The organism is Pseudotabrizicola sediminis (genome assembly GCF_004745575.1).
GTDB classification, from domain to species: Bacteria; Pseudomonadota; Alphaproteobacteria; order Rhodobacterales; family Rhodobacteraceae; genus Pseudotabrizicola; species Pseudotabrizicola sediminis.
Genome location: NZ_RPEM01000007.1, coordinates 44,821 through 57,862 on the forward strand (window position 1 = coordinate 44,821; position 13,042 = coordinate 57,862).

11 protein-coding genes are annotated in these 13,042 nt (G+C 63.6%); 7 read left to right on the plus strand and 4 right to left on the minus strand.

Translation table 11 applies throughout. The features are described from left to right. The first annotated feature begins 23 nt into the window (after positions 1-23). The 6 genes from EEB11_RS11315 (at position 24) to EEB11_RS11340 (ending at position 6,413) form a co-directional block, all read left to right on the plus strand. Positions 24-1,274 carry a Zn-dependent hydrolase gene (locus tag EEB11_RS11315; protein ID WP_135431429.1) on the plus strand — a complete coding sequence of 417 codons (1,251 nt, stop codon included), beginning with the start codon at positions 24-26 and terminating at the stop codon, positions 1,272-1,274. A gap of 46 nt (positions 1,275-1,320) precedes the next feature. Then, complete coding sequence (hydA, locus tag EEB11_RS11320) at positions 1,321-2,775, plus strand: dihydropyrimidinase (RefSeq protein ID WP_135431430.1); 1,455 nt, start codon at positions 1,321-1,323, stop codon at positions 2,773-2,775. 5 nt (positions 2,776-2,780) lie between these two features. Beyond that, complete coding sequence (locus tag EEB11_RS11325; RefSeq protein ID WP_135431432.1) at positions 2,781-3,578, plus strand: ABC transporter ATP-binding protein; 798 nt, start codon at positions 2,781-2,783, stop codon at positions 3,576-3,578. Between the two features lie 95 nt (positions 3,579-3,673). Continuing rightward, on the plus strand, positions 3,674-4,540 hold the full coding sequence (locus EEB11_RS11330; RefSeq protein WP_135431434.1) for an ABC transporter permease: 867 nt from the start codon (positions 3,674-3,676) through the stop codon (positions 4,538-4,540). Continuing rightward, positions 4,537-5,382: an ABC transporter permease gene (locus EEB11_RS11335; RefSeq protein ID WP_135431436.1), complete on the plus strand. Its 846-nt coding sequence runs from the start codon at positions 4,537-4,539 to the stop codon at positions 5,380-5,382. Before EEB11_RS11330 ends, EEB11_RS11335 begins: the two co-directional genes overlap by 4 nt. Before the next feature lie 44 nt (positions 5,383-5,426). After that, entirely contained in the window at positions 5,427-6,413 is a 987-nt protein-coding gene (locus tag EEB11_RS11340; protein WP_135431437.1) for an ABC transporter substrate-binding protein, read from the plus strand. Positions 6,414-6,587: 174 nt separating this feature from the next. On the opposite strand, the gene EEB11_RS11345 is transcribed toward EEB11_RS11340, so the two are convergent. From EEB11_RS11345 to EEB11_RS11360, 4 genes are all read right to left on the minus strand, one after another. Then, positions 6,588-7,871: a DUF3422 family protein gene (locus EEB11_RS11345; protein WP_135431438.1), complete on the minus strand. Its 1,284-nt coding sequence runs from the start codon at positions 7,869-7,871 to the stop codon at positions 6,588-6,590. 172 nt (positions 7,872-8,043) lie between these two features. Beyond that, a complete protein-coding gene (locus EEB11_RS11350; protein ID WP_135431439.1) occupies positions 8,044-9,477 on the minus strand; it encodes an NAD(P)(+) transhydrogenase (Re/Si-specific) subunit beta in 1,434 nt (477 codons plus the stop codon). A gap of 13 nt (positions 9,478-9,490) precedes the next feature. Next, positions 9,491-11,068 (minus strand): Re/Si-specific NAD(P)(+) transhydrogenase subunit alpha, encoded by a 1,578-nt coding sequence (locus tag EEB11_RS11355; protein WP_135431440.1) that lies wholly within the window; start codon positions 11,066-11,068, stop codon positions 9,491-9,493. Between the two features lie 117 nt (positions 11,069-11,185). Continuing rightward, positions 11,186-11,659 (minus strand): methyltransferase family protein, encoded by a 474-nt coding sequence (locus tag EEB11_RS11360; RefSeq protein WP_135431441.1) that lies wholly within the window; start codon positions 11,657-11,659, stop codon positions 11,186-11,188. Positions 11,660-11,837: 178 nt separating this feature from the next. Here EEB11_RS11360 and kynU point away from each other — a divergent pair, with 178 nt between their 5' ends. After that, positions 11,838-13,034 carry a kynureninase gene (kynU, locus tag EEB11_RS11365; RefSeq protein WP_135431442.1) on the plus strand — a complete coding sequence of 399 codons (1,197 nt, stop codon included), beginning with the start codon at positions 11,838-11,840 and terminating at the stop codon, positions 13,032-13,034. The last annotated feature ends 8 nt before the right edge of the window (positions 13,035-13,042 follow it).

A 13,042-nucleotide genomic window follows, 5' to 3' on the forward strand; every position in this document is an offset into this window, starting at 1 on the left:
TGGCAAACAGGGAGAGCCAGCTGATGCCAGCACCCGGAGAAAACCTCCGCATCAATTCCGAACGGCTGTGGGACAGCCTGATGCAGATGGCGCAAGTGGGCCCCGGCATCGCGGGGGGCAACAACCGCCAGACCCTGACCGACGCCGACAATGAGGGCCGCCACCTGTTCGCAGACTGGTGCAAGGCGGCCGGAATGACCATGGGCGTGGACACCATGGGCAATATGTTCGCCACCCGCCCCGGCACCGACCCTGGAGCCCTGCCCGTCTACATGGGCAGCCATCTGGATACCCAGCCGACGGGGGGCAAATATGACGGCGTGCTGGGCGTGCTGGGCGCGCTGGAAGTGGTGCGCACGATGAACGATCTGGGGATCGAGACCCGCCACCCGATCGTGGTCACCAACTGGACCAATGAGGAAGGCACCCGCTTTGCCCCCGCCATGCTGGCCAGCGGTGTCTTTGCCGGGATGCACACGCAGGACTACGCCTACTCCCGCACCGATGCCGAAGGCAAAGCCTTTGGCGACGAACTGGCCCGGATTGGCTGGGTCGGGGACGAGCCGGTGGGCACGCGCAAGATGCACGCCATGCTGGAACTGCACATCGAACAGGGCCCTATTCTGGAGGCCGAGGGCAAGCAGGTTGGCGTCGTCACCCATGGTCAGGGCCTGTGGTGGCTGGAAATCACCCTGACGGGGCGCGACGCACATACTGGCAGCACCCCCATGGCGATGCGCGTCAATGCCGGCCTCGGCATGGCGCGGATCACCGAGCGGGTGCATCAGATTGCCATGAGCCATCAGCCGGATGCTGTCGGCGCGGTGGGGCATTGCAATGTCTACCCCAACTCGCGCAACGTGATCCCCGGCAAGGCCGTGTTCACGGTCGATATCCGCAGCCCCGATCAGGCCAAGCTGGACGCGATGAAGGCCGAGGTGATGCGGGCGGCCCATGCGGTGGCGCGCGATCTGGGACTGGGCTGCGAGATCGAGGATGTCGGCCATTTCGACCCGGTGACCTTTGATGAAGGTCTGGTGAAGACCGTCCGTCAAGCCGCTGAAAAGCTTGGGTACTCCCACATGGATATCGTCTCGGGTGCCGGGCACGATGCCTGCTGGATCAACCGGGTTGCCCCCACGGTGATGATCATGTGCCCCTGCGTGAACGGGCTGTCGCACAACGAGGCGGAAGAAATTTCGTCCGAATGGGCGGCGGCAGGCACGGATGTGCTGCTGCATGCGGTGCTTGAGGTGGCTGAGGTGGTATCCTGAGGCTGGCCCCGGGATATTTTTGGACAGAAAATAAGGGAGCAGTGCTGTGGCATCGACGGTGATCAAGGGCGGGACGGTGGTGACCGCGGATCTGTCCTACGCGGCGGATGTGTTGGTCGAGGGTGGGGTGATTGTCGAGATCGGCCAAGGCCTTGGCGGCGACACCGTGCTCGATGCCACCGGCTGTTACATCATGCCCGGCGGGATTGATCCGCATACCCATCTGGAAATGCCCTTCATGGGCACCTATTCGGCAGATGATTTTGACAGCGGGACAAGGGCGGCGCTGGCAGGTGGCACGACGATGGTGGTGGATTTCGTGCTGCCGGGTCAGGGTCAGGGGCTGATGGATGCGGCCAAGGTGTGGAGCAACAAATCCCCCCGCGCCCATTGCGACTATTCCTACCACATGGCGGTGACCTGGTGGGGCGAGAAGGTCTGGGAGGGGATGGAGGACAGCGTCAAGGCCGGGATCACCAGCTTCAAGCACTTCCTCGCCTACAAGGGCGCGCTGATGGTCAACGATGACGAGCTGTTTGCCAGCTTTCGCCGGGTGGGCGAGCTTGGCGGGCTGGCCATGGTGCATGCCGAGAATGGCGATGTGGTGGCGGAACTGACCGCCAAACTGCTGGCCGAGGGCAATACCGGGCCAGAGGGCCATGCTTACAGCCGCCCGCCGCAGGTGGAGGGCGAAGCGACCAACCGGGCCATCATGATCGCCGATATGGCGGGCGTGCCCCTGTATGTGGTACATGTGTCCTGCGAGGACGCACATGAGGCGATCCGCCGGGCGCGACAGCAGGGCAAGCGGGTGTGGGGCGAACCCTTGATCCAGCATCTGACGCTGGACGAGTCCGAGTATTTCCACCCCGACTGGGACCATGCCGCGCGCCGCGTGATGAGCCCGCCGTTCCGCAACAAGGCGCATCAGGACAGTTTGTGGGCCGGGTTGATGTCGGGGTCGTTGTCGGTGGTGGCGACGGACCATTGCGCCTTTACCACCGAGCAGAAACGCTTTGGCAAGGGTGATTTCTCCAAGATTCCCAATGGGACCGGGGGGTTGGAAGACCGGCTGCCAATGCTCTGGACCCACGGGGTGGGCACCGGGCGGATGACGCCGAATGAATTTGTGGCGGTGACCAGCACCAACATTGCCAAGATCCTGAACTGCTATCCGAAAAAGGGCGCGGTTCTGGTGGGGGCGGATGCCGATCTGATCGTCTGGGACCCGGAGCGGGAAAAGACCATCACCGCCAGCGCGCAACAATCTGCCATTGATTACAATGTGTTCGAAGGGAAAAAGGTCAAAGGCCTGCCCAGGTTCACCCTGACGCGCGGCCATGTCGCGGTGACCGAAGGCGTGATGACCAGCCGCGAGGGCCATGGCCAGTTTGTGGGCCGTGAGGCGCGCGGCGCGGTCAACCGGGCGCTGACGCAGTGGAAAGACCTGACGGCGCCACGCCCCGTGGTCCGGTCCGGCGTCCCGGCAACGGGCGTCTGAGCCAGATGAAAGACACCTCCCATACAGGGCAGCCGGTGATCGAGGCGCGGGGTTTGAACCTGACCTTCCAGACCGGCGACGGGCCGGTTCATGCGCTGAAAGACGTGGATCTGACCATCAACAAGGGCGATTTTGTCAGCTTTATTGGCCCCTCGGGTTGTGGCAAGACCACGTTTCTGCGCTGTATCGCGGCGTTGGAGCACCCCACTGGCGGCACACTGACGGTCAACGGGTTGTCCCCGGACGAGGCGCGAAAGACGCGCGCCTATGGTTATGTGTTTCAGGCGGCGGGATTGTATCCGTGGCGCACGATTGCAGGAAATGTGAAACTGCCCCTCGAAATCATGGGGTTTTCCAAGGCGGATCAGGAAGATCGTGTTCGAAAAGTGCTAGAGCTGGTGGAGCTGTCGGGCTTTGGCGGCAAGTTCCCCTGGCAGCTTTCGGGCGGGATGCAGCAGCGCGCCAGCATCGCGCGGGCCTTGGCCTTTGACGCCGATATTCTGCTGATGGATGAACCCTTTGGCGCGCTGGACGAGATTGTGCGTGACCGGCTCAATGAAGAGCTTCTGAAGCTCTGGGCGCGTACGTCCAAGACCATCGGCTTTGTCACCCATTCGATTCCGGAAGCGGTGTATCTGTCGACCAAGATCGTCGTCATGTCGCCGCGTCCCGGCCGGATCACCGATGTGATCGACAGCCCCCTGCCCAAGGATCGCCCGCTGGAGATCCGGGACAGCCCGGAGTTCATCGAGATTGCGCATCGGGTGCGCGAAGGGTTGCGGGCGGGGCATCTGGATGACTGAGCCGCGCAAATCCACAGCCAGCCAACGTCTGGCCCACGTCTGGTTTGCGTATGGCAAAGGTATGGCTGTGTGTGCGCAAGGGTTCGGGGGCATTGATGGGTAAGATTGCCCCGGTCCTGACCGTGCTGTGTGCCATTTTTACGCTGTGGTATCTGGCGGCGGTCTGGATGAATGCGACCTGGGTTTATGATCAGGCCGCGCGCTCTGGCACCACCGTCACTTTGGCCGAGGTCATCCCCCAGACCATGGCACAAGATCGCCCTCTGCTGCCGCCGCCGCATCAGGTGGCACAGGTTTTGTGGGATGGGGTGACGGGTCAGGCGGTGACGTCGAAGCGATCCCTCGTCTATCACGGCTATGTCACGCTGCGGGGCACGATGATGGGCTTTGTGCTTGGCATCGTGCTGGGCGTGGCGCTGGCCATGGCCATCGTGCGGTTCCGGGTGATGGAGGTCAGCGTGATGCCTTGGGCCATCATCAGCCAGACCATTCCCATCGTGGCACTGGCCCCGATGATCCTGACCGTGTCGAACCAGATCGGCATCGACAACCGCGAAGTACCGAAGGCGATCATCGCGGCGTACCTCTCGTTCTTTCCGGTGCTGGTCAGCATGATCAAGGGGCTGCGCAGCCCCGACCAGATGCAGCTGGACCTGTTGTCCACCTATGGCGCATCAGAGCCGCAGACGTTTTTCAAGCTGCGGCTGCCGGCGTCGCTGCCCTATTTTTTCGCCTCGCTGAAGGTGGCGGTTGCGGCGGCGCTGGTGGGGACCATCATCGGCGAGCTGCCGACCGGCGCGGTGGAGGGGTTGGGCGCGCGCATGCTGATCGGGTCGCAGTTTGGCGAGCCGCTGATCATGTGGGCGGCGCTGTTTGCGGCGGCCATTCTTGCGGGCGGGTTGATCCTGATCGTCGGGTGGATTGAGCGGCTGGCCCGGGCGCGAATGGGGGTGCCGGCATGATCTGGCTGATAGGTTCGGTTGTCTTCTGGCTGGCGGCATGGGCGCTGAATGTGCGGCTGGCGGCAAGCGGGTTTGGCAAGACCCGCGCGGGGCAGATCACGGTGGCGGCGCTGTTCGGCATCACCCTTCTGGTGCTGTGGGAAGGGCTGGTGCGCGGCTTTGCGGTGCCGACTGTTATCCTGCCGGGGCCATCGGTGATCGGGCCGAAGATTGTATCGTCCTTGCCCATCCTTTGGGCCGATTTCGTGCAGACGGTGATCCGGGGGGCGCTGTCTGGGTTCGCCATCGGCACGGTGGCGGCCTTTGTCACGGCCATTGCCATTGACCGGTCCCCTTTCCTGCAAAAAGGGCTGCTGCCGGTGGGCAATTTCGTCTCGGCCCTGCCCATCGTCGGCCTCGCCCCGGTGCTGGTGATGTGGTTCGGCTTTGACTGGCAGTCCAAGGCGGCGGTGGTGGTGGTGATGGTGTTCTTTCCGCTGCTGGTCAACATGGTGGCGGGGTTGCAGGCGAGTGACCGGCTGCAGCGCGACCTGATGGAGACCTATTCGGCCACCTATACGCAGCGCTTGCTGAAGCTGCGCCTGCCCGCCGCGATGCCCTTCATCTTCAACGGGCTGAAGATCGCGGCCACGCTGGCGCTGATCGGGGCGATCGTTGCCGAATTTTTCGGCAGCCCGGTCACCGGCATGGGCTTTCGCATCTCGACCGAGGTGGGAAAACTGGCGCTCGATATGGTCTGGGCCACAATTGCAGTGGCGGCACTGGCGGGATCGGCGCTCTATGGGCTGATCGCGCTGATCGAATCCCGGGTGACGTTCTGGCACCCGAGCCAACGAAAATAACAAGCAACGCCCCCGACAGAGGGGCACAACACGGAGGTCGACCAATGAAGAGACTGTTTACCGCGGCGGTTCTGGCCAGCTTTGCCGGCACGGCGCAGGCGCAGGATGTGACGCTGCAACTGAAATGGGTGACGCAGGCGCAGTTCGCTGGCTACTACGTCGCCAAGGACAAGGGGTTCTTTGAGGAAGAGGGCCTGAATGTCACCATCAAGCCCGGCGGCCCCGATATCGCGCCGGAACAGGTGATTGCAGGCGGCGGCGCCGACATCATCACCACATGGATGCCCGCCGCCTTGGCGGCGCGCGAGCGTGGTTTGCCGCTGGTGAACATCGCACAACCCTTTGCCGATGGCGGGTTGAAGTTCACCTGCCTGAAGGAATCGGGCGTCACCACGACGGCCGATTTTCCCGGCCGCACGCTGGGCGTCTGGTTCTTTGGCAATGAATATCCGTTCTATGCCTGGATGGCGAAACTGGGTCTGGCGACCGACGGCTCTGACGGTGGGGTGACGGTGCTGAAACAGGCGTTCAACGTCGATGCGCTGCTGCAAAAGCAGGCCGATTGCATTTCGGTGATGTCCTATAACGAATATGGTCAGGTGATTGACGCCGGGATCACCGAGGATCAGCTGGTGACCTTCACCTATGCCGATGAAGGCGTGGGGGTGCTGGAGGACGGGCTTTATGTGCTGGAAGACCGGCTGGCCGACCCGGCCTTTGTGGAAACCATGGCGAAGTTCGTCCGCGCCTCGATGAAGGGCTGGAAATATGCCGAAGCCAACCCGGATGAGGCGGCGCAGATCATCGTCGACAATGACGATTCCGGCGCGCAGCGGCTGGAGCATCAGCAGTACATGATGTCGGAGGTGGCCAAGCTGACCGCAGGCAGCACCGGCAAGCTGGACCCGACAGCTTACGAGGAAACCGTGGCCACCCTGCTCGCCGCCGTGTCGCCCGACAATCCGGCGATCACCAAGGCGCCTGAAGGCATGGCCTGGACCCATGCGGTGACGGACCTTGCGCTGGAATAAGGCGTGAGGCACTGACACCAACGCCCGGAGAACCCCTCCGGGCGTTGGCATTTGTGGCCCCTGTGGACGGGGGGGCAGCCCCCCGGACCCCCCGGGATATTTGAGAACAGATGAAGGGGGCTGGCCGCATTTGAGCCAGCCAGTCGAAGGTGCCCGACAGCGGTCACCGGCGGGTCAGTCCAGATGATGGCGGATGCGCCGCACCATCAGCCAGACCCCCAGCAGAACCACCGGCGTCAGAACTGCCAGCCCCATGCCTTTTGACACGCCCGCAGCTTCGGTCAGCGGGTAGATCACATAGCTGGCCAGATTGATCGCGTAATAGCTGATGGCGACCGTCGACAGCCCTTCGACCGTGCGCTGCAGGCGCAGTTGCACATCGGCGCGGCGGTCCATCGATTCCAGCAGTTTCTGGTTCTGCGCCGAGCGGTCCACCTCGACCCGGGTGCTGAGGAGTTCTGCCGCGCGGGCGGCGCGTTCGGCCATGCTGCGCAGCCGGCTTTCGGCTGATTTGACCGTGCGCATCGCCGGATCATAGCGGCGCATCATGAATTCGGCGAATGTCTGGCGGCCGCCCAGACGGATTTCGCGCATCACCTCGATCCGCTGGTTCACGATGGCCTCATAGGCGGCTGTCGCGCCAAAGCGGAAGGTGTATTTCACCGACAGGCTTTCCAGTTCCGCCGAAATGGCCAACAGATCGTGCAGCATCGCCTCGGCGCTGCGTTCGGTGCCGTCAAGGGCGCTCACCAGATCCGACAGGCGCGGGTCCAGCGTGTTCAGCCGGGAGTTCAGGTGCCGCACCCGGGGCAGCGCCAGCATCGACATGGCGCGGTAGGTTTCCACCTCGCACAGGCGCTGCACGATCCGCCCGATGCGGCGCGGCGAGGTGCCCGCCCGCACGAAGACCGCAAAGCGCATGTGGCCAGCCGCATCGATGCGGAAGTCGCCCGCGACAATGGCCGCGCCATCGACCACCTTTGACACCGCAAGGCTTTCGCCCACGAACCAGTCTTCCAGCTGGGCCAGCGCGGTGGCCTCATCCTCGGGCATGTACTCGATGCGGATCAGGACCGAACAAAGCCGCTTGCCGGGGGCTTGCGACAACCAGTCTTCGGGAAACACCGCCGCTTCGGCCGGGTCGAACGGGCGCGTGCCCACGCCTTTGCTGAACACCGAATAGGTCACGAATTCGGTATGGCTTTCCCATTTCAGTTGGTTGCGGCCGATCTCGCCAAAGAAATGCGTGGCCTCGGGCTGCGGATGCGCACTGCCGTTGCGGTCCAGAAGGTCAAGCAGATGGCGGCGGTCGCGGCTGCGGTCGCGGTTGGCGGCATCGTCTGGCTCTTTGATCGCCAGATATACCGCCGTGCCCGGCACCTCGATGGCGGGAAAGGGTCGGGCGTGCAGTTCGTTCACGATGGAATAGCGCTGCGGGTGGTCGGAAAAACTGGTCATGCGGGGGGAACTCGGGCCAAAGGTCTTTGATCTTGACTTAAGGCGCGCGGGCGCGCGCGCAAAAGCGAAATGCCGGAATACCGGGGTATGCCGCAGGTCTGTTGCGCGAATGTCAAAGGCCCCGGCATCTGCCGGGGCCTTTGGTCGGATTTTTTACAGAACACACGCGGCGTCAGTCGATCAGCGGCAGCAGCGCATCCAGCGACTTTTTCGCATCGCCATAGAACATCCGGGTGTTGTCCTTGTAGAACAGCGGGTTCTCGATCCCGGAATACCCCGTGCCCTGCCCGCGTTTGGACACGAACACCTGTTTCGCCTTCCAGCATTCCAGCACCGGCATGCCGGCGATGGGGCTGTTGGGGTCTTCTTGTGCTGCCGGGTTCACGATGTCGTTCGAGCCGATCACGATGGCCACGTCGGTGGAGGGGAAATCCTCGTTGATCTCGTCCATTTCCAGCACGATGTCGTAGGGCACCTTGGCCTCGGCCAGCAGCACGTTCATGTGGCCGGGCAAGCGGCCTGCCACCGGGTGGATGGCAAAGCGCACCGTCTTGCCCTTGGCGCGCAGCTTGCGGGTCAGTTCCGACACCGATTGTTGCGCCTGCGCCACCGCCATGCCGTAGCCGGGGATGATGATGATGCTGTCGGCATCGTTCAGGGCCGCCGCGACGCCTTCGGAATCAATGGCAATCTGTTCGCCGGTGACTTCCATCTGCGGGCCGGAGGTGCCGCCGAAGCCGCCGAGGATGACGCTGATGAACGAGCGGTTCATCGCCTTACACATGATATAGCTCAGGATCGCGCCCGAGGAGCCGACCAGCGCGCCGACCACGATAAGAAGGTCATTGCCAAGGCTGAACCCGATCGCCGCCGCCGCCCAGCCGGAATAGCTGTTGAGCATCGAGACCACCACCGGCATGTCGGCGCCGCCGATGCCCATGATCAGGTGATAGCCGATGAAGAAGGCCAGCAGGGTCATCGCGATGAGCGCGAGGATCCCGGCGTCGTTGAAATACATCACACCAAGGATCACCGACCCAAGCGCAGCGCCTGCGTTCAGCAGATGCCCGCCGGGCAATTTCTTGGCGGTGGTATCGACCTTGCCCGCCAGCTTGCCGAAGGCCACGACCGAGCCGGTGAAGGTGACCGCGCCGATGAAGACGCCGAGGAAGACTTCGACCCGCAGGATCGAGATTTCAACGGCGGATTTCTTGGCCAGCAGGGCGGCAAAGCCCTCCAGCCCCACCCGCGCGGCAGGCTCCATCGCCAGCACGCGGCTGAGTTCCAGATCGGCGTTGAAGCCGACGAAGACCGCGGCCAAGCCGACGAGGCTGTGCATCGCCGCCACAAGTTGCGGCATTTCGGTCATCTGAACGCGTTGGGCCACGACGTAGCCGATGGCACCCCCGCCGGCGATCATCAGGAGTGACAGGAACCAGTTGCCTGCCCCCGGCCCCATGAGCGTGGCGACAATCGCCAGCGCCATGCCGGTAATGCCGTACCAGACCGCGCGCTTGGCGCTTTCCTGACCCGACAGCCCGCCCAGCGAGAGGATGAAGAGAATAGCCGCAACAACATAGGCGGCCGTGGTGAATCCGTAGTCCATCTTGCCCCCTCCCTTACGATTTCTGGAACATGGCAAGCATGCGCCGGGTGACAAGGAAGCCGCCGAAGATATTGATTCCGGCCATGAAAACGGACAGCGCCGCGAGCAGGATCACAAGATATGACCCCGACCCGATCTGCATCAGCGCGCCAAGGATGATGATCGACGAAATGGCGTTGGTGATCGCCATCAAGGGCGTGTGCAGGGAGTGCGAGACGTTCCAAATCACCTGGAAGCCGACAAAGACCGCCAGCACGAAGACGATGAAGTGCTGCATGAAGCTGGCCGGGGCCACGAGGCCCAGCGCCAGCAGCAGCACCGCGCCGATGGCCAGCAGGCCGACCTGATTGCGGGTCTGGGTCTTGAACGCCGCGACTTCGAGCGCGCGTTTTTCGACCGGGGTCAGTTCGACAGCTTTCGGCTTCGGCTTGGCCGCCGCAATCGCCGCAACCTTGGGGGGTGGCGGCGGATAGGTGACCGCGCCCTGATGGGTCACGGTGGCACCCCGGATCACGTCATCTTCCATGTTATGCGCGATCACACCGTCTTTCTTTGGTGTCAGATCGGCCAGCATGTGACGGATGTTGTTGGAATAAAGCGTGGAAGACTGCGCTGCCATCCGGCTGGGGAAATCGGTGTAGCCGACGATGGTGACGCCATTGTCGCTGACGATCTTCTGGTCCGGCACGGTCAGGTCACAGTTGCCGCCACGTTCGGCGGCCAGATCGATGACCACCGAACCGGGCTTCATCATCGCAACCATATCCGCTGTCCACAGTTTTGGCGCAGGCCGACCCGGGATCAGGGCGGTGGTGATGACGATGTCCATGTCGGGGGCCAGTTCGCGGAACTTGGCAAGCTGCTTGGCGGCAAAGGCCGGGCTCGACGGGGCGGCATAGCCACCCGTCGCCGCGCCATCGGGCAGTTCGGAGGCGTCGAATTCCAGAAACACGAAATTCGCACCCATCGATTCGATCTGTTCGGCCACTTCGGGCCGCACGTCAAACGCCAGCACGATCGCGCCGAGCGACGTTGCCGTGCCGATGGCCGCGAGGCCTGCCACGCCGGCCCCGACGATCAGCACCTTGGCGGGGGGCACCTTGCCTGCCGCCGTGACCTGACCGGTGAAGAAGCGGCCAAAGTTGTTGCCCGCCTCGATCACCGCGCGGTAGCCCGCGATATTGGCCATCGACGACAGCGCATCCATCTTCTGCGCGCGGCTGATGCGGGGCACCATATCCATGGCGACCGCAGTGGCGCCCTGGCCTGCGACCTGCGCCAGCAGATCCGGGTTCTGCGCCGGCCAGAAGAAGGAAATCAGGGTCTGTCCGGATTTCAGCAGACGCGCCTCATCCGCCTCGGGTCCGCGCACCTTGACCACGACATCGGCCGCGTCATAGAGCGCCTGTGCCGTTGGCACGACCTCGACGCCCACCTTTTCATAGGTGGCGTCGGAAAACCCGGCCCTGGCCCCTGCGCCGGACTCGATCACGCAGGCATGGCCCAGCTTGATCAGCTGCACGGCCGATTCCGGTGTCATGGCGACACGGTTCTCGCCGTCAAATATCTCTTTCGGTGCCCCGATCTTCACAGTATCTCCCCCGATGTTCAGGTCAGTGTTGCGCCGCGCGCAGGTCCGGTTCTGTATTGCGGTCCAATTAGCACCGCGCAAGATTATTTCATAGACTTCTGGCCCTTTGCGGCATTTCTATCGCAAAGTTCGACCAAACCAGCGTCCGGTGCGCGCGGCCCATTGGGTAAATTGCGGGCCGAATGCAGCCCTTAGCACCATTTCCTCGCGCAGGATGAAGCGGTGTTGAATGAGGAACATGAAGCCGAACACCAAGGGCACGGCCACCGGCACATCCCACCACAGGATGGCACCTGACAGGATCAGGGCATCGGCCAGATAGATCGGGTTGCGCGACCAGGCAAACAGCCCGCCGGTTACCAGCGTACGCGGCTGACCGCGCGGGATGACGGTGGTGCGCGCGGCCAGCATCTGCGCCACCGCCGCCGCCAGCAGCCCCAGCCCGATGATCACCAGACCCGCCCCGACAAACCGCCCCGCCGGGCCGAACAGGCCCCAGGGCATCACCTGATCGAACCCCCATGTCACGCCAAGCGCAAGCGCCAGCCAGACCGGCGGCAGGTCTATCCAGTCGGTCAGGGTCTTTGGCATTGCAGTGCTCCGGTCAGGCTGTCCCGCGACTATCTGCACTCTTGTCGCAAAGGCAACATGCAAGGCCGGTTGCGCAGCGGTATTCTGGTGCCGGTTTCGCCATTGTCGGCGGGGAAAAAAGAACGCACATCTGCGCCAGAAGATTGCACCTGCACAAAAGACACCAGAAGGTCCGCCAATGCCCACAGATTTCGCCGCCACCCGCGCCATGTTCCACCTGCCGCACGGCGTGATCTATCTGGATGGCAATTCGCTGGGGCCGCTGCCGCGTGCCGCCGCCGCCCGCGTTGCCGCCTGCGTCACCGATGAATGGGGCGACATGCTGATCCGGGGCTGGAATGCCGCCGGATGGATGGACCAGCCGACCCGGCTGGGCGACCGCATCGCGCGGCTGATCGGGGCGGAGCCGGGGTCTGTGGTGCTGGGCGATACGCTGTCGATCAAGGTCTATCAGGCGCTGGCCTCTGCCTTGGAAATGACGCCGGAGCGGCGGGTGATTCTGTCGGATACCGGCAATTTCCCGTCGGACCTGTATATGGCCGAAGGGCTGTGCCGCACGCTTGGGGCTGATTATCGGCTGGTGACGGTTGCGCCCGAAGATGTGGCGGCGGCGATCACCGATGAGGTGGCGGTGCTGATGCTGACGCAAGTGGATTACCGCACGGGTGCCAAACATGACATGGCGGCCCTTACCGCGCTGGCGCGCGACAAGGGTGTGGTCACGGTCTGGGATCTGGCGCATTCGGCGGGGGCGCTACCGGTGGATCTGGCCGGGTGCGGCGCCGATTTTGCGGTCGGCTGCACCTATAAATACCTGAACTCCGGCCCCGGCGGCCCGGCCTTCATCTATGTGGCCCCCCGGCATCAGGATGTGGTGCGCCCTGCCCTGTCGGGCTGGCTGGGGCATGAAGCGCCCTTTGCCTTTGATCTGCACTACCGCCCCGGCACCGGGATTGAGCGGATGCGGGTGGGCACCCCGCCTGTTCTGCAACTTGCCGCGCTGGAGGCCAGTCTGGACATCTGGGACGATGTCGACATGGCCGATCTGCGGGCGCGGTCGGTTGATCTGTGCGAGGCGTTCATTGCGGGGGTCGAGGCGGCCTGCCCCGATCTGACCCTTGCCTCGCCGCGGGATGCCACACAACGCGGGTCACAGGTCAGTTTCCGCCACCCGGACGGCTATGCCATCATGCAGGCGCTGATTGCCCAAGGTGTCGTCGGCGATTTCCGCGCGCCCGATATTCTGCGCTTTGGCTTTACCCCGCTGTATACCTCGGACGCCGATGTGCAGGGCGCAGTGGCTGTTCTGGCGCAGATCATGGCCAGCCGCAGCTGGGACCGGCCGGAATTCAAGGCCCGCGCCAAGGTGACATGATCCGCGGG

Bases quoted from the DNA above. Each gene is read 5' to 3' on its own strand.
- EEB11_RS11315 (WP_135431429.1), top strand. From the start codon at position 24: ATGCCAGCACCCGGAGAAAACCTCCGCATCAATTCCGAACGGCTGTGG.
- EEB11_RS11325 (WP_135431432.1), top strand. From the start codon at position 2,781: ATGAAAGACACCTCCCATACAGGGCAGCCGGTGATCGAGGCGCGGGGT.
- EEB11_RS11330 (WP_135431434.1), top strand. From the start codon at position 3,674: ATGGGTAAGATTGCCCCGGTCCTGACCGTGCTGTGTGCCATTTTTACG.
- EEB11_RS11335 (WP_135431436.1), top strand. From the start codon at position 4,537: ATGATCTGGCTGATAGGTTCGGTTGTCTTCTGGCTGGCGGCATGGGCG.
- EEB11_RS11340 (WP_135431437.1), top strand. From the start codon at position 5,427: ATGAAGAGACTGTTTACCGCGGCGGTTCTGGCCAGCTTTGCCGGCACG.
- EEB11_RS11345 (WP_135431438.1), bottom strand. From the start codon at position 7,871: ATGACCAGTTTTTCCGACCACCCGCAGCGCTATTCCATCGTGAACGAA.
- EEB11_RS11350 (WP_135431439.1), bottom strand. From the start codon at position 9,477: ATGGACTACGGATTCACCACGGCCGCCTATGTTGTTGCGGCTATTCTC.
- EEB11_RS11360 (WP_135431441.1), bottom strand. From the start codon at position 11,659: ATGCCAAAGACCCTGACCGACTGGATAGACCTGCCGCCGGTCTGGCTG.
- kynU (WP_135431442.1), top strand. From the start codon at position 11,838: ATGCCCACAGATTTCGCCGCCACCCGCGCCATGTTCCACCTGCCGCAC.